General features: G+C 69.0%; 16 protein-coding genes. 7 read left to right on the forward strand and 9 right to left on the reverse strand.

The features are described from left to right. Position 1: 1 nt before the first annotated feature. Together ASD69_RS11940 and ASD69_RS11945 are read right to left on the reverse strand one after the other, a co-directional pair. Positions 2-898 carry a LysR family transcriptional regulator gene (locus ASD69_RS11940; RefSeq protein ID WP_056179861.1) on the reverse strand — a complete coding sequence of 299 codons (897 nt, stop codon included), beginning with the start codon at positions 896-898 and terminating at the stop codon, positions 2-4. Positions 899-955: 57 nt separating this feature from the next. Beyond that, the gene (locus tag ASD69_RS11945; protein ID WP_343123521.1) at positions 956-1555 is read right to left on the reverse strand and encodes a cysteine hydrolase; all 600 of its coding nucleotides are present in this window, start codon (positions 1553-1555) and stop codon (positions 956-958) included. Between the two features lie 400 nt (positions 1556-1955). On the opposite strand from ASD69_RS11945, the gene ASD69_RS11950 reads away from it, so the two are divergent. Beyond that, positions 1956-3044: a serine hydrolase domain-containing protein gene (locus tag ASD69_RS11950; RefSeq protein WP_056179867.1), complete on the forward strand. Its 1089-nt coding sequence runs from the start codon at positions 1956-1958 to the stop codon at positions 3042-3044. A 54-nt stretch (positions 3045-3098) separates the two neighbouring features. On the opposite strand, the gene ASD69_RS11955 is transcribed toward ASD69_RS11950, so the two are convergent. Next, positions 3099-3728, reverse strand: a complete 630-nt coding sequence (locus ASD69_RS11955; RefSeq protein ID WP_056178100.1) for an NAD(P)H-binding protein — start codon at positions 3726-3728, stop codon at positions 3099-3101. Positions 3729-3989: 261 nt separating this feature from the next. Between ASD69_RS11955 and ASD69_RS11960 the strand changes: the two genes are divergently transcribed. After that, the gene (locus tag ASD69_RS11960; protein WP_082576446.1) at positions 3990-5060 is read left to right on the forward strand and encodes a DUF5694 domain-containing protein; all 1071 of its coding nucleotides are present in this window, start codon (positions 3990-3992) and stop codon (positions 5058-5060) included. A 66-nt stretch (positions 5061-5126) separates the two neighbouring features. Next, complete coding sequence (locus ASD69_RS11965) at positions 5127-5654, forward strand: MarR family transcriptional regulator (RefSeq protein ID WP_056178102.1); 528 nt, start codon at positions 5127-5129, stop codon at positions 5652-5654. Positions 5655-5688: 34 nt separating this feature from the next. On the opposite strand, the gene ASD69_RS11970 is transcribed toward ASD69_RS11965, so the two are convergent. The 6 genes from ASD69_RS11970 to ASD69_RS11995 form a co-directional block, all read right to left on the reverse strand. Beyond that, positions 5689-7494, reverse strand: coding sequence for an MFS transporter (locus ASD69_RS11970; protein WP_056178104.1), 1806 nt, complete (start codon positions 7492-7494; stop codon positions 5689-5691). A gap of 97 nt (positions 7495-7591) precedes the next feature. Then, entirely contained in the window at positions 7592-8704 is a 1113-nt protein-coding gene (nagA, locus tag ASD69_RS11975) for an N-acetylglucosamine-6-phosphate deacetylase (protein ID WP_056178106.1), read from the reverse strand. Further along, complete coding sequence (locus ASD69_RS11980; RefSeq protein ID WP_056178108.1) at positions 8701-9477, reverse strand: DeoR family transcriptional regulator; 777 nt, start codon at positions 9475-9477, stop codon at positions 8701-8703. Before ASD69_RS11980 ends, nagA begins: the two co-directional genes overlap by 4 nt. A gap of 41 nt (positions 9478-9518) precedes the next feature. Further along, positions 9519-10847: a D-tagatose-bisphosphate aldolase, class II, non-catalytic subunit gene (locus ASD69_RS11985; protein ID WP_056178110.1), complete on the reverse strand. Its 1329-nt coding sequence runs from the start codon at positions 10845-10847 to the stop codon at positions 9519-9521. Between the two features lie 16 nt (positions 10848-10863). Further along, the gene (locus ASD69_RS11990; protein ID WP_056178112.1) at positions 10864-11811 is read right to left on the reverse strand and encodes an ROK family protein; all 948 of its coding nucleotides are present in this window, start codon (positions 11809-11811) and stop codon (positions 10864-10866) included. Next, positions 11804-12961, reverse strand: a complete 1158-nt coding sequence (locus ASD69_RS11995; protein WP_056178114.1) for an SIS domain-containing protein — start codon at positions 12959-12961, stop codon at positions 11804-11806. Before ASD69_RS11995 ends, ASD69_RS11990 begins: the two co-directional genes overlap by 8 nt. Positions 12962-13329: 368 nt before the next feature. On the opposite strand from ASD69_RS11995, the gene ASD69_RS12000 reads away from it, so the two are divergent. The 4 genes from ASD69_RS12000 (at position 13330) to ASD69_RS12015 (ending at position 22410) form a co-directional block, all read left to right on the forward strand. Continuing rightward, positions 13330-16638 (forward strand): TIM-barrel domain-containing protein, encoded by a 3309-nt coding sequence (locus tag ASD69_RS12000; protein WP_056178116.1) that lies wholly within the window; start codon positions 13330-13332, stop codon positions 16636-16638. A 128-nt stretch (positions 16639-16766) separates the two neighbouring features. Continuing rightward, entirely contained in the window at positions 16767-19754 is a 2988-nt protein-coding gene (locus ASD69_RS12005; RefSeq protein WP_056179874.1) for a TonB-dependent receptor, read from the forward strand. 85 nt (positions 19755-19839) lie between these two features. Further along, positions 19840-20949 carry a ricin-type beta-trefoil lectin domain protein gene (locus ASD69_RS12010; protein WP_056178118.1) on the forward strand — a complete coding sequence of 370 codons (1110 nt, stop codon included), beginning with the start codon at positions 19840-19842 and terminating at the stop codon, positions 20947-20949. A 105-nt stretch (positions 20950-21054) separates the two neighbouring features. Continuing rightward, positions 21055-22410 (forward strand): Gfo/Idh/MocA family oxidoreductase, encoded by a 1356-nt coding sequence (locus ASD69_RS12015; protein WP_056179876.1) that lies wholly within the window; start codon positions 21055-21057, stop codon positions 22408-22410. Positions 22411-23115 lie beyond the last annotated feature (705 nt).

Here is a 23115-nt window from a genome sequence, read left to right on the forward strand (position 1 = left end):
TTCAGCTGGCCTGGGCGGCGGCGTAATGGGCGCGCATGAACTCGGTGTAGGCCCGCACCTTCGGCGCCAGCTGCCTGGCATGTGGATAGATTGCGTAGTAATGGCGCTGGCCGGCATGCAGCTGCGGCAGGATCCGCAGCAGGCGGCCGGCCGCCAGGTCCTCGCGTACGGTCAGGCGGGTGAACGCGGCGATGCCCAGTCCGGCGATCGCGGCCGCATGCAGGGCCAGGATCGAGTCCAGGCGCAGGCGCTCGCCGCATTCGACCGTGGTTTCGGCGCCGCCAGGCGAAGTCAGCCGCAGGCTAGGGCCATCGCCGGCATAGGCCATCAGCGCGTGCCCCGACAGATCGTCGACGCCGCGCGGCAGGCCGCGCTGGGCGACGTAGCGCGGGGCGGCCACCAGCACGCGCTCGGACACCGCCAGCTCGCGCGCGACCAGGGCGCTGTCCCGCAGCGGGCCGGCGATGCGAATGGCCAGATCGAAACCGCCCTTGACCAGATCGACGATGCGGTCGTCGCAGGACAGGTCCAGGTCGATGCGCGGATGGCGCTGCATGAATGCCGGCAGCCATTGCGCGAGTTCCAGCGCGCCCACCGCGTGCGGCAGGCTCAGCCGCAACAGGCCGGAGGGTTGCTCGGGGTCCGCGCTCAGGCGCTGCTGCGCGGCGTCCATCCGGTCGAGGATATCGACGCAGTCGCGGTAGTACCGCGCGCCGGCCTCGGTGGTGGTGAAGTTGCGGCTGTTGCGATTGAGCAGACGCACGCCCAGGTGGGTTTCCAATTGCCGCAGCAGGCGCGACACCGAGGTATGGCTGGTGCCCAGGCGCTCGGCGGCCTGGGTGAAGCTACCCGACTCGATGATGCTGCGGTAGGCGCGCATGGCGGACAGCTGATCCATCATCCCACTCCGGCGGACGGCACCCGCGACGTACGGATGCCGCGTGCGCGCAGGGTATCAGCGCACCGGAAGCGCGAGTATCCGCTCGCTGCTCATCACATCGCCGAAGGTGTCCTCGATTTCGGCCAGGGCAGAGGCGTGCAACTGCTGGTGGCCGATGCGGCCGCCATCGCGCAGATCGAGGTCGCGCGTGGCGGTCGCGTCGGAGGACACCACGACCCGGTAGCCCTTGGCGGCCGCGTCGCGCGCGGCGCCGGCGACGCAGGCATGGGTCTGCAGGCCGGCGATGATCAAGGTGTCGGCGCCGGCTTCCTTCAGAACCTGCTCGATCTCGCCCGCGGAGCGGCCCGCGAACACGCTCACCGCGTCCTTGCGCACCACGCGCTCGCCCTTGCGCGGTTGCATGTCCGCATGAAAGCCGACGGTGTCGCCGCCCTCGGCGAACAAGGGCGCGCCCGCCGGCAGCACATGCTGGACATGGATCACGCGGATGCGGCGACGGTCGGCGTAGTCGATCAGGCGGCGGGTCTGGCGCAAGGCGGCCTCGCCGTCGGGAATCGGCATGCGGCCGCCGCGGAAGTATTCGTTCTGGAAATCGATCACCAGCAACACGGTCTTGTCGGCTTGCAGTTCGGCGATCGGCGCGGCGCCGGCCATGCTGCGGATGGTGGGATGGGACGCGCGGGTGGCGGCTTGCGCATCGACGCCGCCGAGTCCGGCGATTCCGAGCGTGGCGATTCCGAGCAGAGCGGCGATATGCATGCGAGCAGGCCTTGAGTGGGGAGGGCGCCATGATGCGAGCCCGCACGCGCCGGTGTTAGAGGCCTGGGCGAACACCAGCTGTGCGGTTTTCGCACAGATGCGCGGGGCGACGCCGCCCCGACCCGCGGCTGGCCTGGCGGCGTCCTGCGCGGGAGCGCTTAAACCCGCAAGGCTATGCGCGCATCCCTGTGCTGGGTGTCGGGTGCGCGCGATGCGCGCCGCGGCCATCGACCATCGCATCATGGGCGGATCCGCCCGAGGGAGTTTCATGCTTTTCGGAAAGCCGCGTTTCATGATGGCGGTCGTCGCCATTGCCTTGTTGTGGCCCGGCTTCGGTGCGGGTGCGAGCGCCTTGGGCGACGCCAACGAGCGAGCCAGGCGCTATGTGCTGCAGACGATGCGGGAGCAACGCATCCCCGGCCTGCAGGTCGCGGTTATCCGCGACAACCAACTCGTACTGTCGGAAAGCTATGGTCTGGCCAATGTCGAGAACCAGGTGGCGGTCACCGACACGACGCGGTTCCCGATCAATTCGGCGACGAAATCCTTCACCGGCGTGGCCATGATGCAGCTGGCCGAAGCCGGGCAAGTGGACCTGGATGCGCCCGTCTCGCGCTACCTGGACGATTTGCCCGAAGCCTGGCGCCCGATTCGTGTGCGGCAACTGCTCGCGCATACCTCCGGTCTGCCGGATGTCGTCGGCCCCGACGGGATGATCGACGGCCTGCCCGAGGCCGAGGCCTGGAAGGCGGTGAAGCTGCGGCCCATGCAGGCGCCGATCGGCGCGCGCTACCGCTACAACCAGACCAACTACGGCCTGCTCGCAAGGATCATCGCGAAGCAGACCCAGCGGCCCTACGAACGCTATATGGCCGAACGCCAGTTCGCGGTGGTGGGCATGCCTCGGACCACGTTCGGCGGCAGCTACGACCTGATCGCCAATGCCGCGACCATGTACAGCTACTCCCCGCGCGGCACGATGGCCGCGGACGATGGCGATCGCTTGTCGCACTGGTACTACGAGATGCCGCCCAGCCTGTGGTCGGGCGGCGGCATCCAGACCACGGCCAGCGAGTTGGCGCATTGGCTGATCGCGCTGTCGGACGGGAAGCTGATCGGTGCCGACGCGGTTCGGCGCATGTGGATTCCGGAAAAGCTCAACGACGGCGCCGACGGCGCCTGGGCGGCCGGTTGGCCGGTGCTGGCATCGTCTCCGCATCGGCAGTTGGCCGGCATCGGCGGCGCCCGCGCTGCGTTCGTGGTCTATCCCGACGATGGCTTGGCGGTGGTCGTGTTGACCAACCTGGTCGGCGCGAATCCGGAGCGCTTCATTCCCGAGATCGCCGAAATCTATGAGCCCGCGCTACGCACCCGCGCACGCTGAGCCGATCGGGCATCAGCGGCGGCGATGGCCGCATCGCCCGCGCTGGACGACGCCTTAGATCAGTCGGTCGGAACCGACGATGCGGGTGCCCGGCGCCGGCGACAACGCCGCTTCCAGCAGCGCCTGGGCGATGCGCTCGGCGGGGTTGATCCGCCAGGCGCGCGGCAGCACCGGTCCCAGCAGGCCCAGGGCCAGCAGCGCGGCGCGCTCCCCGCCGCGATGCTCGTCGCGCTGGCCGCCGATCAGGCCGGGGCGCACCAGGGTCAGCGAGCGGAAGCCCAGCTCGCTTAGGTCGCGCTCCAGTTCGCCCTTCACCCGGTTGTAGAAGAAGCGCGAATCCGGATCCGCGCCGACGGCGGAGTTCAGGGCATAGCTCGCAACCCCATGACGGCGGGCGAGCTGGGCCACCGCGAGCGGGTAGTCGTGATCGACCCGGCGGAAGGCCTCGCGCGAGCCGGCGATGCGCAGGGTGGTCCCCAGCGTGCAGATCACCGCATCGGCGCGCCACCACGCGGCCTCCGCGGGCAGCGCATCGAAGTCCACGACCGGCGCCAGCAGCCTGGGCTGGGCGATGGACGCTCGGCGCACCGGTGCGACCACGTGTTCGATATCGGGGTGCGCCAAGGCCAGTGCGAGCACGTGACGGCCCACCAGCCCGGTCGAACCCACCAGCAGCAGTTTCATTCGCGCCAATCCGGGTAGCGCCGCGCGCAAGGGTCGCGTCGGCCTTCGCCGGATACTTGCACGGCGCAGGCCCGATTGCATTCGCCATTGCCGCTTTAATCCTTTTGCATGCCGGCTGCATCGCAGCGGAGGCGGATGCGCCGCGCGGGCCGGATCGCGAGATCGGGCGGGCGGTCAGGCGCATGCGCGTACCGGTGCAGCACGCCACCCGACATCAACGATAGCGCCGGCCTCGACGGCCGCGTCACAAGGAGTACGACATTGGCTAGAACATGGGCGATCTGGGGTCTGTTCTTGGGATTGATCGGTCCGGGTCCGGCCTGCGCGCAGGTGGACTTGTCCACCCTCGACCAGGGCATGCAGGGGACGCGCACGCAGGTGCTGGTGTTGGGCTCGGTGCATCTGAGCCAGATGCCGGAGGGTTTCGAGCGCGCGTCGCTGGCGCCGGTGCTGGAGCGGCTGGCCGCGTTCAAGCCGGACATCATCACCATTGAGGCTTTGTCCGGCGAGCAATGCGATCTGGTGGCGCGGCATCCGGCGATCTACGGCGGGCCGGACGGTCCGGGCGGGTATTGCCGCAAGCTGGATGCGATCAAGGCGGCGACGGGGCTGGACGTGCCGACGGCGATCGGCGAGGTCCACAAGACCCTGAAGCAATGGCCGGCGGCGCCCACCCCCGCGCAGCGTCGCCGCCTTGCGTCGCTGTTTCTGGCCGCCGACGACCGCAACTCGGCCCTGGTCCAGTGGTGGCAGTTGCCGGAATCGGAGCGACGTGTCGGCGACGGTTTGGACGATGCGCTGGTGGCGATGCTGGAGAAGGCCGCGCTGAGCAATAACGAGAACGCGTCGATCGCGGCGCGGCTGGCGGCGCGACTGGGTCTGCAGCGCGTGCATGCGGTCGACGACCATACCGGCGACAACGTCGACGTGAGCGATGTCGAGGCGTTCGGCAAGGCGGTCCAGCAGGCCTGGGCCGCCGGGGCGCCCGCGGCGCAGGCCATGCGCGACGGCGAAGATGCGCTGAGCAAGGCCGGCGACATGCTGGGCTTGTATCGCTACATCAACCGCCCCGAAGCGATGCGCATCGCGATCGCGGCCGATTTCGGCGCGGCCCTGAAGGACCCCTCGCCGCAGCGCTACGGCCAGCTCTACGTGGCCGGCTGGGAAACCCGCAACCTGCGCATGGTCGCCAATATCCGCGAGACTTTCCGCGAACGACCGGGCGCGCGCGTGCTGTCCATCGTCGGCAGTTCGCACAAGCCCTGGTTCGACAGCCTGCTCGGGCAGATGCAGGGCGTGGAGATCGTCGATGCGGAGCAGGTGCTGAAGTGAGCCGGTAGCGATCCTCCGGGCGTAGTATCTTCATGTGGAGATACTTCGCCTGGATAGGATCGGCGTATGCCCCAGTCCGCAAAATCGCAGATCCCCAAACCCGACGAAGACGTCGTCGATCAATTGCTGCGCGATTGGCGGCGCGAGCGGCCCGACCTGGATGCGTCGGCGATGGCGGTGGTCGGCCGCATCCTGCATTTGGGGCGCTTGCTGGAGACCGGCGCCAGCGAGAGCCTGCGCGAGACCGAGCTCAGTTACACCGAGCTGGACGTGCTGGCCACGCTGCGACGCTCGGGCGCGCCGTATCGGCTCACGCCGACCTTGCTGCGGCGTTCGGTCCTGCTGACCTCCGGCGCTATGACGGCCTGCCTGAACCGGCTGGAGGCGCGCGAGCTGATCGTGCGCAGCCACGAAGACCACGACCGCCGCGCGCTGGCCGCGGCGCTGACGCCCAAGGGCCGCAAGCTGATCGACCGCGCGATCGAGGCGCGTTTCGCCCAGGCCGAGCAGGCCGTCGCCGGGCTCAGCAAGACCGAAAGCGCCGAGTTGGCGCGGCTGCTGCGCAAACTGCGCCTGCACCTGCCCGTCGGCTAAAGCGCCGCCGGGCGCGCGCAGCGCGCCGCGATCCTCAGCGGAAGTGCGCTTCGATCTGTTCCAGCGACTTGCCCTTGGTCTCCGGCAGGAAGAACGCGGCGACCAGGAAATACACCACGGTGCAGCCGGCCCAGAAGAAGAACATGCTGGCGTAGCCGTAGTGGCCGACCGTGGGCAGGAAGATCGCGGCGATCACGGTGGACACGAACTGGTTGATGAGCAGGGCGATGCTCATGCCGTTGGAGCGGATCCGGGTCGGCATCAGTTCCGATAGCGCCAGCCACACGCATACGCCGGGGCCGACCGCGAAGAACGCCACGAACACCAGGATGCAGGCCGCGACCGCCCAACCGTGCGCGGGCGGCGGCACCGGGCCCAGGCTGGCGCGTTCGATCCGCAGCGGCGCCTGCGCGGCGGCGGCGGGATCGGGGAAGGGGTTGAGGTGGATGCGGCGGAAGAAGGCGCCGATCACGCTGTCGGCCTGGACGCTGTCCTGGCGCCGGATCGTCAGCTCGGTATCGCCCAGCGCGTCGCTGCGCAGCGAACGCACGTTGCTGAAGCCGGCATAGGCATAGGCCACGGTGAGCTGCTGCGGCTGCGCCGTCGGGTCCACGCCCAGGCGTTGCCACTGCGCCGTATCGAAACGCAGCGACAGGGCGTCGCCGGCGATCGCTTGCTGCAAGGGCGGGCGCACGTCCTGCAAGCCGCGTTCGGCCTGCACGAACAACAGCGCCGCCGCGAGCAGGGACAGGGCGATGCCGCCGCTGCCCAGCATCAGCAGGAACTTGCGGCCTTTGCGATCGACCAGCACCAGCGCGACCACGGTCATCACCGCGTTGAGCAGCTTGATCGAGACGTCGGCCCAGTTGGCCGCCGCGCCGGGCAGGCCGGCCTGGTTGAGGATGTTGACCGCATAGGCCAGCACCGAGTTGATGCCGGTGGCCTGAGTGAAGGCGAGGATCGCGCAGGCCAGCAGGAACGGCCAGACGTAGCGGCGGCTGAGCAGGCGGTCGCGCTCGGGCGCGCTGCCGGTGGCGGCGGTCGCGGGCGACTGCATCTGCTGCAGGGTGGCCTCGACTTGGGCGGCGGGCACGGTGCGCTGCAGGGCCGCGCGTGCGCGTTCGACGCGGCCGCGTCGGACCAGCCAGCGCGGCGATTCGCTCAGCAGCAGCACGCCGGCGCTGAAGACCAGGCCCGGCAGCAGGCAACTCCAGAAGATGGTGCGCCAGGCATGATCCTTGACCGCGAACAGCACGCGTTGCTGTTCGGCCGCGGCCAGCGACTGCACCGAGGCCGTCGCGGCATCGACCGCGTGCGCGTGATACAGGCCGATCGCCGCGGCCAGCACCAGGCCGACGGTGAGCAGCAGCTGGAACATCGCCGCACCGCGGCCGCGGCGTTCCGGGCTCAGCACCTCGGCCAGGTACAAGGGCACGACCACGCCGATCAGGCCGCCGCTGATGCCTTGCAGCAAGCGGCCCAGCAGCAGCGGCAGATAGCCCGAGGCCAGCGCCATCACCGGAATGCTGAGGGTGAACAGCACGCCGGCCAGCAGCATCGCGCCGCGCCGGCCGATCAGATCGGCGATGGCGCCGGCGAACAGCGAGGACAGCACGCTGCCCAGCAGCACCGCCGCCACCACGAAGCCCAGTTGCTGGCTGCTCAGGTGCCAGCTCGCGGTCGCGGTCGCCTCCAGATACGGCAGGGCGCCGGCGATGATGCCGATGTCGATGCCGTAGAGCAGCCCGCCCATGCCGGCGATGAACAACAGGTAGCGGATGCTCCAGCGCGGCGTGTCGTCGGCGGCGGGCGGGGACATGGCGGCGGTAGCGTCGTTCATCGGGCCGATCCTGTGTGCGGGTGAGCCGGCGTGCGGTGCGCGTGCGCGCCGAACGGGCGATGGCGGTGCGGGTGGTTGCGACTCGAGCGGGTGCCGCTTAACTCAGGGCGACCTCGTCGCCTTCGACGAAGACCTGGCGCAGTTGCAGTTGCGGATCCAGCACCACCAGATCGGCCCAGGCCTCGGCCTGCAGGCGGCCGCGCTCGTGCAGGCCGAGGTAATCGGCCGGATACAGCGACAGACGATTGGAGGCGTCGGCCAGGTCCAGGCCCAGCGAGACCAGGTTGCGCAGGGCCTGGTCCATGGTCAGCGCGCTGCCGGCCAGCGAGCCGGTGGACAGGCGCACGCAGCCCAGGCACTTGTGCACGCGCTGCGAGCCCAGCGCGTACTCGCCATCGGGCATGCCGGTGGCGGCGGTGGCATCGGTCACGCAGTACAGGCGGGGGATCGCGCGCAGGGCGGCGCGGATCGCGCCGGGGTGCACGTGCTGCAGGTCGGGGATCAGTTCCGCGTACTGCGCATGCGCGAGCGCGGCGGCGGCGATGCCGGGACGGTAGTGGTCCAGTCCGGTCATGCCGTTGAACAGATGGGTGAAGCCGGCCGCGCCCGCTTCCAGCGCGGCCACGCCGTCCTCGTAGCTGCCGGCGCTGTGGCCGAGCTGGACGCGGATACCGAGCGCCGTGAGTTGCGGGATCAGTTGGCGGTGTTCGCCGATCTCGGGCGCCAGGGTGAGCACGCGGATCGGCGCCAGCGCGTGCAGGCGCCGCACCTGCTCCATGGTCGCCTCGACCACCAGCGGCGGCTGCGCGCCCAGGCGTTCCAGGCTGATATAGGGGCCTTCCAGATGCACGCCCAGCACCCGCGCCATGCCCGCTTCGGGGGCTGCCATCGCCGCGGCTAGCCCGCGCAGGGCATGGACGATGTCGTCCTCGTGCGCGGTCATGGTGGTGCCCAGCAGGGCGGTGGTGCCGTGGCGCGCATGGGTGCGCGCGATCGTGCGTGCGGCGTCGCCGCCTTGCATCAGGTCGACGCCGGCGGCGCCGTGTACGTGCAGATCGATGAAGCCGGGCAGGATCAGCGCGTCGTCGTCGCTGCCCTGGTCCGTGTGCGCGGCGCGGATGCGGCGCACGCGTTGGTCGAATTCGATGCTTCCGCGCACCCATCCCGTTGCGGTGAGGATGCGGCCGTGCAATACGCGGGGCGTGGTCAAGGTGGCGACTCGGCGATGATCACCTCGATGCCCAGCCGCTGCAGTCCCTCGCGGTACTCGTTGCTGATGCCGTCGTCGGTGATGACGGTGTGGATTTGATCCAGGCGCGCGATCCGGTGCAGGCTCACGCGTCCGAACTTGGAGGCGTCGGTCAGCACCACGACCCGGCGCGCGTGCTCGACCATGCGGTGGTTGAGGCTGGCTTCGGCCTCGTGGTGGGTGGTCAACCCGAACTGCAGGTCCAGGCCGTCCACGCCCAGATACACGGCGTCGAAGCTGTAGGGGTTGAGGCTGGCCTCGGCCTGGCTGCCCTGCAGCGACAGCGATTGCTTGCGCAACAAACCGCCGGTGAGCAGCAGCTCCACGCCGGGCGCGTTGGCCAGCTCCCAGGCGATGTTGAGGCCGTTGGTCATCACGGTGACGTCGCGATGCTGGCGCAGGTGGCGCGCCAGGGTCATCGTGGTCGAGCCGGAGTCGATGATGATGTTGTCGCCGGGCTTGACCAGCCGCGCCGCGTGCGCGCCGATGGATTCCTTCAGCGGCAGGTTGAGCGCGTCCTTCTCGTGGATGTCCTGTTCCTGCGGCGGCGTGCGCACCAGGGTGGCGCCGCCGTGGTTGCGCGTGGCCAGCCCCTGCGATTCGATGTGGCTGAGGTCGGCGCGGATCGTCACCGAGGACACGCCGTAGCGTTCCACCAGATCCGCGACCTGCACGTTGCCGTGCTGGACCAGCAGTTGCAGGATCTGTTGCCGGCGTTGGCGGGTGTTTCGCATGACGGGCCCTGGAGGTTCGGAACGGAAGCGAAAGCTTAGCCTTACGAAAGCGTGTTGGCTGCGGAGGTTTCGTTTCCGGTCCCGGCGCCGGCCCCGTTGCGGGCGCAGGCGCGTGCGTACTCGGCCAGGCGGCCGTGGATCTTGTGGCGGATCAGCGCCAGCGGCTCGGCGGCCAGGCGGCCGGCCTCGACCGCGCGCTGCTGCTCGGGCATGAACTGGCTGAGCAGGATCGCCGGCGGCGGGGTCTGGCGCAGGTTGTCGATCAGCGTGCGCAGCGCGGCCCGCACCTCCGGCTCGCCCCAGTAGTAGCGGCTGCGGTCGCTGAGCGCGTAGGCGCGCAGCAGGCGCAATTGGCGCTCGTCGCCGTGGTAATGCTTGCGCCAGTGCGCGGGCTGCTCGCGCATGCAGCGGTCCAGCACCTCGACCAGGTCGGAGCACTGCGCCGGCGGCAGCAGCTCGCGTTCGATCGCGGCCAGCGCGAACACCGCCTCGCGGTAGGCGTAGGTCGCGGCCGGGCCGACCTTGAGCACGGCGTAGTGATCGCGCACCAGCGCGTGCAGGGAGGCTTCGGTTTGGTAATCGGTGGAATGCGCTTCGTAGACGATGCGCGGCTGGCTTTCGACGAAGGCCGACAGCGCCTGCGCGGCCTGCGGGTCGTAGTGCTGCACGTGGCTGTGGTCGAAGTCGACGCCGGGCTGCACCACCATCGCGATCACGCGTTCCCAGGCCGGCGCGAGGTCCGGCGCGAGGAAGGCCTGGCGATGGATCTCCAGCGTGCGTGCGGCCGCGTCGGGTGCGGTCACCGCGACGCCACCGGCGAGCGAGGCTTCGCCGCCGGGCACCGGCACTTCGGTGCCGATCACGTAGACCGGCGGCGCCAGGCCGGCTTGCGCGGCGGTGCGTTCGGCGACGCGTGCCAGGTCCGCCGAGCGTGCGGCCACGATCTCGTCGGGCAGCGGCGTGGGGTCGTCGGCGCAGGACATGCTGCAGTCGAGATGGATCTTGTGGAAGCCGGCGCCGACGTAGGCGGCGATCAGCTCGCGCGCATGCGCCATGGCCTCGGCGGCCGGGCGCTTCTGCCAGGCGTTCGGGCCCAGATGGTCGCCGCCCAGGATCAGGCGTTCGCCGGGGAAGTCCTGGGCCTGCGCGAGCGCCAGCACGTAGTCGCGGTACTGCGCCGGGGTCATGCCGGTGTAGCCGCCGAACTGATCGACCTGGTTGGAGGTGGCCTCTATCAGCAGCACGGTGCCGTAGTCGCGCGCGACCTGCATCGCGGCCAGCAGCACCTGTTCGTTGCTGCAGCACACGCTGTACAGGCCGACGGGTTCGCCTCGGCGGTGGGCGGCGATCAGGCTTTGGACGGCGGACATGGACGGGTCTCGAAGATCAGACGGTGCGATGGCGTTGGCGCGCGAGCAAGGCGGCGCCGCGTGCGCCGCCGGCATCGCCGAACATTGGCGGCAGGATCGGCGGCACGCGCGGGCCGCCGAACAGATGCGCGGCCACCGCGGCGGGCAGATCGCGATACAGGGCGTCGAGCTTGGACAGGCCGCCGCCGAGCACGATCACGTGCGGGTCCAGCGTCAACACCAGGCCGGCCAGGCCGTAGCCGAGCAGGTCGCGATGGATCGCCAACGCCTGGCGCGCCTGTGCGTCGCCTTGTTCGGCGCGCTGTGCGATCGCGCTGGCGTCGACGGCGTCGCCGCCGAGCTGTTGGTGGATCAGGGCCAGACCGCTGCCGGACACGTAGCGCTCCATGCAGCCGCGCAGGCCGCAGGCGCAGTCCAGCAGCGGCAGGTCGTGGCGCTGCAGCAGCGCGGCCGGCACGCTCCAGTGGCCCCATTCGCCGGCGATGCCGTTGTAGCCGGCGATCAGGCGGCCTTCCAGGCAATAGCCGCCGCCGGCGCCGGTGCCGAGGATGGCGCCGAACATGCTGGGATAGTCGGCGGCCGCGCCACCCTGCGCTTCCGACAAGGCGAAGCATTGGCAGTCGTTGCCCAGATACAGTGGACGTTGCAACTGTGCGCGCAGGTCCTGTTCGACGCGCTGGCCGGTCAGCGCCGGCACGTTGGAGCTGAGCTGGCGCCCGCTGTCACGGTCGACCACGCCGGGCACGCCCAGGCCCACCGCGAGGCCGCTGTCGCCGAGTTCCGCGTCGGCGCCGCGCACCAGCTCGATCACCGCCCGCTGAAACGCCTCGTAGTCCTGCGTGGGCGTGGCGACGCGGCGGCGATAGCGCACCTGCATGGCCTCGTCGCAGGCGACCAATTCGATCTTGGTCCCGCCGATGTCCAGGCCGTAGTAGGTCCGCGCGCTGGCGCCGGCATCAGTCATGGCGATGGACGATCACGCCCTGGACGACGCGATTGACGGTGCCGTCGGGAAAGGGATTGTCGGGCGTCAGGCCGAGCGCGGCCGAACGCAGCAGGGCGTAGCGCTGGGCCATGCTCAGCCACAGCGGCGCCAGCCAGGGATCGGGCAGGGCCGGCGCGTCCAGGCTGAAGTCGCCGTCCGCGGCCTCGTCGCGCGCCGGGCCCACCGAGAGCACGCGGCCGGCGATGCCGTCGCGACGCAGCTCGTCCAGCAGGTCCTGTTCGTAGCGGCGCGCCACTGCTTCGGCGCTGCGCAGCACCACCACCAGGGTGTCGCCGTCGAGCGTGGACTTGGGGCCGTGGCGGAAGCCCAGCGGCGTGTTGGCCAGCGCCAGTACGCGCCCGGCCGTGAGTTCCAGCAGCTTGAGCGCGGCTTCGCGCGCCAGTGACTCCAGCGGTCCGCTGCCCAGATAGATCACGCGCGTATACGGCGACTGCGCCAGCGCCGCGACCGGCGCTGCCCAATCGTCGAGCGCATCGCGCAGGTGCGCGGCCAAGTCGTGCAGGCGCTGCAAGCGTTGCGGCCACGGCGCCGTGTCGAACGCCGCCAGCGCCGCCAGCTGCATGCAGCTCAGGCTGCTGGTCATGGCGAAGGCGCGGTCGCAGCTCAGCGGCGGCATCAGCAGGGTCAGCGTGTCGGCGCGATCGCGTCCGCGCCGCGCGAGTTCGCCCTCGCCGTTGCAGGTGATGTCGAGGAAGCGCGCATCGGCGACGCGTTCGCGCACCAGATCCACCGCCGCCGTGCTTTCCGGGCTGGAGCCGCTGCGCGCGAACGACACCAGCAGGGTTGGGCGATCGCGCTGCAGGTACAGCGAGGGATGCGTGAGCAGGGTCGTGGTGTGCAAGGCGCGCACCTCGGCCGGCCATTGCGCATTGATCTGGTCGGCGACCATCTCGGCGATGAAGCCCGAACTGCCGGCGCCGGTGAAGATCACCCGATGTCCGGGCTGGCGCAGCCAGTCGCCGAGAAAGGCATCGATGCGCGCGCGGTTCTGCTCCAGCACCTGCGCCAACTGCTCCCACAGCTCGGGTTGCTGGGCGATTTCTCGGGCGGTATGGGCTCCACCCAGGCGCTGCCAGGCGGACAAATCGGGGAGCAGGGAAGCGTCCATTCATGGTTCCTGTTGGGCGCGCTCACGATCTGCGTTTTCTTTCGAAATGTCAAACATCGAAAGCTAATTGAAAGATTTTGGCGCCGCGCCTGGGTTTACGGTGTCCCTAGGGCGGATCGTGCTGCTAAGCAGCAATTCCGCGGTTCTTGCGCAAGTTTCGATCATTCCATGCCTCGATACGAAAGTGGTGCTTTGCACAATCTTTCGATATGAGGAAAATATCCTTCTTTTTCCTTTGCAATTTGTTGACATATTTCGACAGGCTGCCCTAGAGTCGGTCGCAAGCGTTTCGGATCCCCGCGTTAGGCGGGCTTGGGGGCAAGGTGGACACCAGCGCACGAGGCCATGGCCGCCTGCTCATCGCAGCGATGTCCTGGCTGCTGCTTTCGGCGGTGCCGGCGCTGGCCGAGCCGGTCGGCGACCTGCGTGCGATCGCACCCGGCCCGGCGCGCGAGGGGACCCCGAGTTGGGAGCTGACCACCGCCAGCGGCGCGCGCCTGCGCATCGAACTGCTGCGCGCCGATCTGCTGCGCGTGCAGGCCGTCCGCGGCGGCGAGCTCAGCGCCAACGGCGACAAGGCCACGCCTATCGTGCCCGCGCAGCCCGTCAATAAGGTCGAGCACACCTACGAAGAAGACGCGAACGAAGTGCGCATCCGCACCGAAGCGCTGCTGCTGCATATCCAGCGCCAGCCATTGCGGCTGTCGCTGGAACGCATCGAAGGCGGTCGCGCGATCGCGTTGTGGCGCGAACTGCAGCCGTTGGATCTGGCCGCCGAGCAAAGCGTGCAGGTGCTGTCCAGCGACGCGGGCGAACACTATTACGGCGGCGGCCAGCAGAACGGTCGCTACGAGTTCAAGGGCCGCGAGTTGGAGATCTCCTACTCCGGCGGCTGGGAAGAGGGCGATCGCCCGAGCCCGGCGCCGATGCTGTTGAGCTCGCGCGGCTGGGGCATGTTGCGCAACACCTGGAGCGACGGCAGCTACGACCTGCGCCAGCCCGACCAGGCCACCCTGCTGCATCGCGAGGATCGGTTCGACGTCTATTACTTCGTCGGCGCCGGCCTGCCGCAGTTGCTGGACCGTTACACCGCGCTCACCGGCCGCGCCGGTCTGTTGCCGCGCTGGGCGCTCTCCTACGGCGACGCCGATTGCTACAACGACGGCGATAACAAGAAGAAGCCCGGCACCGTACCCGAAGGCTGGAGCGACGGCCCCAGCGGCAGCACCCCGGACGTGGTCGACAGCGTCGCGCGCAAGTACCGCGAGCACGACATGCCCGGCGGCTGGATTCTGCCCAACGACGGCTACGGCTGCGGCTACAAGGAGCTGCCCAAGGTGGTGCAGGGCCTGGCGCGCTATGGCTTCCGCACCGGCCTGTGGACCGAGGACGGCGTCGACAAGATCGCCTGGGAAGTCGGCACCGCCGGCAGCCGCGTGCAGAAGCTGGACGTGGCCTGGACCGGCAAGGGCTACCAGTTCGCGATGGACGCCAATCACGCCGCCTACGACGGCATCTTGAAGAATTCGGATTCGCGCCCGTTCCTGTGGACGGTGATGGGCTGGGCCGGTATCCAGCGCTACGCGGTGGCCTGGACCGGCGACCAGAGCGGCAGCTGGGACTACATCCGCTGGCATATCCCGACCCTGATCGGCTCGGGGCTGTCGGGCCTGGCCTACGCCACCGGCGACGTCGACGGCATCTTCGGCGGCAGCGCCGAGACCTACACCCGCGATCTGCAGTGGAAGAGTTTCACGCCGGTGCTGATGGGCATGTCGGGTTGGTCCTCGGCCGGGCGCAAGCATCCGTGGTGGTACGACGAGCCCTATCGCAGCATCAATCGCGACTACCTCAAGCTCAAGATGCGTCTGACGCCGTATATGTACGGCCTCACCCGCGAAGCCGAGCTGACCGGCGCGCCGCCGCTGCGCGCGCTGATGTGGGACTACCCGCAGGATCCGCAGGCCTATACCGAGGCGCACAAGTACCAGTTCCTGCTCGGTCGCGAACTGCTGGTGGCGCCGGTGTACCGCAGCCAGGCCGCCAGCCGCGGCTGGCGCCGCGACATCCATCTGCCGCCGGGCCGCTGGATCGACTATTGGGACGGCCGCCAGCTGCAGGCCGGCGCTCAGGGCCGCCAGCTCGATCGCCAGATCGATCTGGCCACCCTGCCGGTGTTCGTGCGCGCCGGCGCGATCCTGCCGATGTATCCGGCCATGCTCTACGACGGCGAGAAGCCGCTGGACGAGCTGACCCTGGACCTGTATCCGCACGGCGAGTCGCGCTACGTCTTGTACGAAGACGACGGCAACACGCGCCGTTACCAGAAGGGCGAGTTCAGCGAGCAGGCCATCGCGATGCAGGCGCCGGCGCAGGGCAGCGGCGAAGTGCGCGTGCGCATCGAAGGCCAGCGCGGCGAGTACGCCGGCCAATTGCTGCAGCGCCGCTACGCCTTGCGTCTGCTCAGCCGCGAGCGCCCGCGCGCGGTCGAACTGGACGGGCGTGCGCTGCCGGCGCTGGCCGACCGCGCCGCGCTGCAGGCCGCCAGCGAAGGCTGGACCTACGATCCGGCCGATCGGCGCGGCACCGTGCTTGTGCGCACCGCGCCCATGGACATCCGCAGCGCGCTCGCGTTCCGCATCGATCTGCCGACCGCGCCCGCCGCGGCCGATGACGACTTCCCGGCCGCGCCCGCGCAGGGCCGCGCGCTGCCGCCCGACAGCCTGCTGGTGGTCAACCGCCCGGCCGAGGAGCCTGGCCATCCGCTGGAGAACGCCTTCGACGACGACCCGGCGACCTGGTTCCGCAGCGTGCGCAACCAGGCGGTGCGCACCGGCGCGCACGAATGGACGATAGGCTTCGGCGAGCGCGCCCTGGTCGACGGCCTCGAGATCGCGCCGCGCAACGATCAGCACTGGAAGCATGGCCAGGTCCGCGACTACGAAATCTATCTGGCCGACAGCAACGGCGAGTGGGGCGAACCGATCGCGCGCGGCCAGCTCAAACTGCAACAGGAGCTGCAGCGCATCGATTTCGCGCCGCGCGCCGGCCGCTTGTTGCGCTTCCGCGTGCTCAGCACCCAGAACCCGGACGGCGACGCCGCCAGCGGCAGCGATCCCATGGTGTCGGCCGCGCAGGGCGGCGGCGCGCGCGCGGTCGACGCGCAGCGTCCGCGCGACGTCGGCCCGATCGCGCTGTCGACCTTCCGCGTGCTCGAGCACCGCGCGCCGGAGCGCCCGGAGCGGCACTACTACCTGTCCGAACTGGCGACGGCCACCGACATCGCGCGCGACCGCGCCTACGGCGGCGCCAGCGAGATGCGCATGAACGGCCTGCAGTTCCGGCGCGGCCTGGGCGTGGGCGCGAATAGCCGGCTCGATCTGAACCTGCAGGGCGACTGGCGCCTGCTGCGCGCCGATCTGGGCATCGACGACCGCTGCCGCGATGCGGGCGGCCTGCAATTCCAGGTCTGGGGCGACGAGCGCTTGTTGTTCGACAGCGGTCTGGTCCGCGCGCCGGGCGTGGTCAAGCCCGAACTGGATATCCGGGGTCTGAAGCGTCTGAGCCTGCGCACCCTTGGCGCGCAGGGCGCGCATCCGGCGCAGGTCTGCGCCAACTGGGCCAATGCCGTGTTGATCGGACAGGAGGGCGATACCGCCGCCATCGCCACGCCCTAAGCCAGCGTCATTCCTAGCACTCGCCTTCCGACTGCGGCCCGTGGGCCGCGGCACCGGAGCTTTGTTGCCTCACGCAAGCCAACCCGCCCGCGCAGCGCCCAGCGCCGCCGATCGAAATGGAGCCGAAGATGTTGCATTCAAGCCAACGCTGTCGCCACCGCCGCATCCCCGTCACCGCGCTGTCCATCGCTCTGGCCGCCGCGCTCGCCGGCCCGGTCTACGCGCAGACCGCCGACACCGCCGCGCCGGACGCCGAGGCCAAGGAAAAGGCCACCGAACTGGAACGGATCCAGGTCACCGGCTCCAACATCAAGCGCACCGATGTCGAAACCGCCTCGCCGGTGCAGGTCATCAGCAAGCAGGACATCGAGAACATGGGCGCGCGCACCCTGCTGCAGGTGCTCGACAACCTGCCCGCGGCGCGCCCGGCGCAGGTCGATTCCAAGTCGCTGTTCACCGGCTCGGACGGCGCCTCGCAGGCCAACCTGCGCGGCCTCGGCGCGCAGGGCACGCTGGTGCTGTTGAACGGTCGCCGCCTGTCCTATTACGGCGCGCCGGCGGGCTTCCAGACCCAGTTCGTCAACATCGACTCGATCCCGGCTGCCGCGATCGAGCGCATGGAAGTGCTGACCGACGGCGCCTCGGCCGTGTACGGCACCGACGCGGTCGCCGGCGTGATCAACGTGATCACCCGCCGCGAGTACCAGGGCGCGGAGATCAACCTCACCACCGACTTCGCGCCGCGCTTCGATTCCTACGGCGAGCACCAGCTCAGCTTCACCGGCGGTTTCGGCGATCTGGACGAGGACCGCTACAACGTCTACGGCTCGGTCAATCTGTACCGGCGCGACCCGATCCCGCTGTCGGAGTGGTACGACAAGAAGCCCGAGCAGTTCTACGTCAACAACCCGAACTACATCAACAATCTGCGCCTGGGCAGCGGCAGCGCGCCGGGCGTGTTCAATCCCGGCAGCTACTTCGCGATCAATCCCGTCACCGGCCGGCGCACGCAGGAGGCGGCCCCGGGCTGCCAGAACGTCGTCGTCGAAGCGGCCGGACCGCGCTGCATCTGGCAGACCTGGCTGAACAACGAGATCGACGGCGGCGCCCAGTCCGAGCGCGCCACTGCCTATGTCAGCGCGCGCTTCCTGATCGGCGACACCACCGAAGCCTTCGCCGAAGCCACGTACACCGACATCGACCTGCGCGCCAACGGCGGCACGCCGCGCGCGTTCGGCACCACCACCGGCAACCCGACCAGCTGGTTCTCGCGCAACACCGGCAACACCGTCAACCAGTTCTTCTATCCCTACCTCGGCCCCAACAACGTCTACAACAAGGCCAGCCCCGCGCTGCGCGCGATCAACGGCGGCGTGGTCGGCCTGCAGTACCTGCTGCAGGACGTGGGCGGCAACCACTTCGGCCAGCGCAACACCGACAAGAGCTACCGCGGCATGTTCGGCCTGCGCGGCGCGCTGGGCGACTGGAACTGGGAAAGCGCCTTCACCACCGCCGGATCGCATTCGGTCACGTATCAGACCACCAACGTCAACCTGGAAGGCTTCGAACGCGCTTTCGGTCCGTTCACCGTCGACCCGGCCACGGGCCGCGTGATCATCTCCGACAACCCGGCCTACAAGTTCGGCGAGATCAGCGAGGCCAACGCCAAGCTGCTGCGCGAGGCGTATCCGACTTTCGATATCGAATCCTGGACCCGCCTGCACACCCTCGACGGCAAGATCGAGGGGCCGCTGTTCGCGTTGCCCGCGGGCGAAGTGCGCGCCGCGTTCGGCTTCAACCTCAGCCGCGAGACCTTCTTCACGCCGGGCAACCCCGACGCGGCCAACGGCCTGATCACCCAGCAGGGCGGCTCCTGGTTCGACGGCAAGCGCACCACCTACGCGCTGTTCGGCGAGGCGGTGGCACCGATCACCGACAAGCTGGAGCTGGAACTGGCCGCGCGCGTGGACAAGTACCCGAACTTCAACGCCAACTTCGCGCCCAAGATCGGCCTGAAGTACCAAGCATTTGAGCAGCTGATGCTGCGCGGCACCTATTCGGAAGGTTTCCGCGCGCCCAGCCTGGCCGAAGCCGGCGAAGGCGGCGTGTTCGCCCAGATCGGCGGTTACCGCGACGAGGTGCGCTGCAACGAGACCAACGCCATCGCCAACCTGTTGCTGCAGTCCGCGCGTCCCGGCGACGTGGACCTCGGCCGCACGCTGCGTAACTCCGACTGCAGCCGCAACGTCGCGCGTCTGACCCAGCCCAACCAGGGCCTGGAGCCGGAGAAGGCCAAGATCGCCACGCTGGGCTTCGTGTACGAGCCGACCAACTGGCTGTCGGTGTCGGCCGACTACTGGTTCATCTACCGCCGCAACGAGATCGTCGCGCCGGACTACAGCAAGCCCGAGGACATTCTGGCGATGACGCGCTTCGGCATCACCGACGCCGACCGCGCCAACCTGGCGGCGCTGGCGGCGATGTGCGCCGATCCGGCCAGCGGCGTGACCTGTCCGGGCACGCTGCCGGGCTACAGCATCGGCAACATCTCCAGCGTCATCGGCCAGTACCGCAACCGCGGCCGCACCCTGGTCGATGGCTTCGACATCGACGCGCGCAGCCGCTTCGACCTGGGCGACTGGGGCCGTTTGAACGTCGGCGTAGCCGCGACCATCGCGCGCCGCAACATGTACCACGCCGGCGACGATTCGGGCTGGCTGTACGGCAACACCGTGGGCTACTACAACAACCCGCGTCTGCGCGCGACCTTCAACGTCGACTGGAACTACGGCGACTGGAACACCAGCTTCTACGTCAACTACGTCGGCAAGACCAAGTGGGCCTACGACCGCATCGACGCGCAGGACAACAACGAAGAGACCTGCACCGGCAGTTTCGTTTCGGTGCAGCCCAGCAAGTGCGATGGCGCGCCGGCCTGGTGGACGGCCAACCTGGGCGTGACCTGGAAGCCGACCGACAAGCTCACCGTCGGTGCCACCGTCAAGAACCTGTTCGACCGCCATCCGTTCTACGACCCCAACGACTGGATGACCTTCCCGGGCTACACCAACAACTTCGGCCGGGTCTTCAGTTTCTCGGTGGGCTACAAGTTCTGATCGCAGCGCCCCGCGGCCGCTCCTGACCGGGGCGGCCGCCGTGCGCGACCACGCCACGACGACACGTCTTTACCAGGAGGGTTCCATGCGCACCATCCGCCATGCCGTGCTGTTGCTGTGTCTTTCGCTGTCGTCCAACGCCTACGCCCTGGTCGCCGGCGGCATGGTCGCCATCGACCGCCAGTGGCCCGCCACCGATGTGGGCTACCTGGACATGAACTTCCCCACCACCGTCACCGACGAGCCCGGCAAGGACGGTTACACCTACTGGGCGCACCAGTTCTGGTTCAAGGGCGGCGACGGCGGCTACGTCGGCCTGCAACAGCGCGACGGCCACAACAAGGCCTTGAACTTCTCGATCTGGAAAGCCACCGGCTGGACCGCCGAACCCGGCACCCAATGCGCCTACTTCGATCACGAGGGCAGCGGCGTGCAGTGCTGGGTCACCTACGACTGGCGGCAGCGCGCGACCTACGACATCCGCATCGTCGCCGAGGCGCCCGCACGCTGGGCGGCCTACATCGTCGACACCGGCAGCGGCGGCCAGCGCAAGGTCGCGACCATCCACGTGCCCGCGGCCTGGGGCGGGCTGACCAACCGCACCAACACCTTTCTTGAGGACTACGCGCAAGGCAGCCAGGAGCGCGCGAGCTGCGCGGCCGTGCCGGCCAGCAGCGCGGTGCTGCATGCGCCCAGCGCGGAGCAGGGCAGCGTGGCGCCGGTGACCAGCACCGCCACCACCTATGGCATCTGCGCCACCATCGCCCGCGCCGCCTGCACGGCCGAGCAGGACTGCACCGCCGCGGCCAACGTCTACGGCACCCTGGGCAGTCCGCAACGCCTGCTCAACGAACACAGCGGCTACTGCCTGGACACCTTGTCCGGCGGCGTTCAGGCCGGATTGTGGGATTGCGCCGCCAACGCCAACCAGCAGATCGAGCGCGACGACGGCTTCCGCCTGCTGATGCGTTCGCGTAGCAAGTGCCTGCAGGCCGATACCGACGGCAAGGTGCGGCTGGCCGATTGCGGCAACGGTTCGCGCCAGCGCTGGCTGCCGATCCCCGGCTCCAACGAGGTCTACAACGTCGGCGCGCGGCAGTGCCTGGACCCCATGAACGGCGCGGTGCGCGGCGCGTACCTGCGCACATACACCTGCCTGGCCAACGGCTATCAGCGTTGGCGCCTGAAACCTTGACCTATTTCGGCGGATCGGACGGTTTCGCGCCGTCCGCCCGCTTTCATTCGAGCCACGCGTGGCAAGCTGATGGCAGAGCCGGCCGCGGATGCACAGGAGCACAGCATGAACCGTAGAGATTTCATCATCGCCAGCGCCGCGATCGGCGCCAGCGCCCTGCTGCCGAACACGCCGGCCTGGGCCGCGAACCGGCGCATCCGCCTGGGCCTGATCGGCACCGGCATGCGTGGTCAGGTGCTGCTGAAGGAACTGCTGCGGCGCGACGACGTCGAAGTGGCGGCGCTGTGCGACATCGAACCGATCATGCTGCAGCGCGCGCTGGACATGGCCGCCAAGGCCGGCAAGCCCGCGCCCAAGGCCTACGGCCAGGACGGCGACGTGCATGCCTACAAGCGCCTGCTGGCGCAGCGCGGCCTGGACGCGGTGATCATCGCCACGCCCTGGGAATGGCATGCGCCGATGGCGATCGACGCCATGGAGGCCAAGGTCGCGGTGGGCTGCGAGGTCGTGGCCGGCGTCACCCTGGACGATCACTGGCAGGTGCTGCGCACCCAGCTGCGCACCGGCACGCCCTACATGCTGTTGGAGAACGTGTGCTACCGCCGCGACGTGATGGCGGCGCTGCAGATGGTGCGAGCGGGCCTGTTCGGCGAGCTGGTGCATCTGCAGGGCGGCTACCAGCATGATCTGCGCGCGGTGAAGTTCAACTCCGGCGACCCCGACCAGCCCTACGGCAGTGGCGTGGAGTTCGGCCCCAAGGGCTGGTCCGAGGCGCGCTGGCGCACCGAGCATTCGGTGCGCCGCAACGGCGAGCTCTATCCCAGCCACGGCATCGGCCCCTGCGCGATGTACACCGGCATCAACCGCGGCAACCGCTTCACCCGCATCAACAGCTTCGCCACCAAGGCGCGCGGCCTGCACGAATACACCGTGGCTAAAAGCGGCGGCACCACCCATCCCAGCACCCAGGCCAGTTTCAAGCTCGGCGACGTGGTCACCACCACCCTGGCCTGCGAGAACGGCGAGACCATCCTGCTGCAGCACGACACCTCGCTGCCGCGCCCGTACTCGCTGGGCTTCCGTGTGCAAGGCACCAAGGGCCTGTGGATGGACCTCAACCAGTCCATCCACATCGAAGGCCGCAGCCCGCCGCACAAGTGGGAGGAGTTCAAGACCTACCAGGACCAGTACGACCACCCGCTGTGGCGAAAGTACGCCAAGGACGCCGAGGGCGCCGGACACGGCGGCATGGACTACTTCGTGATCCACGCCTTCGTCGAGGCCGTGAAGGCCGAAGCGCCGATGCCGATCGACATCTACGACGCGGTGGCCTGGAGCGCGATCACGCCCTTGTCGGAGCAGTCCATCGCCCAGAACTATCAGACTCTGGACTTCCCGGACTTCACTCAGGGCCTGTGGAAGTCGCGCAAGCCGATCTTCGCGTTCGACGCCAAGTACTGAGGCGCGTCAGGTTCGAGCGCCTCGCGTCGCTGCGCGAGGCGCCCGTGCCTCAGGGTCAACGCTGCGTTCGCGTACTAGCAAGCGGACGCTGACCCATTCCAGTATCCCGCGGGAAGTCTGTCGCTTCACGCGTTTCTGGCCATCCGCAGCCAACCGGGGCTTAGATCCATGGGTTTGGCTTTGGCGCTGAGCCGTTAGCCAAGTGCTCATGCCTGGTGACGCAAGTCACTGCAGCGTCGCGCGTCTGGATCGCTCGTAGGCGGTGCAGGCTTGCGGCGAGTTCTCGCCATGATGCATTTCTAATGCTGAGCAATTGGGTTGTTCATACGCCTATTACGTGCTGAATAAACACACTTAACGAGCCGATTTCGACGCGCCGTTTCGCGGCGCTTGACGCCATTCGAGCCGGTGTAGAAGCATGTCTGTGAACCGAGTTTGGATTGCTCCAGGCGCGGGCTTTCGAAGGACACGCTGCAGCCACTCGGAGCATGGCAGTGAGGCACAGGGGACGTGAATCGATCGGCGCCAGTTCGCCGAGCTCTTGGAAGCATCCGCAGCGCGCCTTGGTTGGCGTCGTCCGATCTCGCCTGCGTGCTGACCGCTACGGAAATGCCGCCAGCTTGCGAATCGCCCTCGGATTTTCGGCTCTCACGCGTGCTGTCCATGGGCGCTCCCGTCACTGGGCGGAAGCGTGCGGCCGTCCTG

Origin of the sequence: Lysobacter sp. Root604, from assembly GCF_001427505.1 — a bacterium.
In the GTDB taxonomy this organism is placed as follows: domain Bacteria; phylum Pseudomonadota; class Gammaproteobacteria; order Xanthomonadales; family Xanthomonadaceae; genus Lysobacter.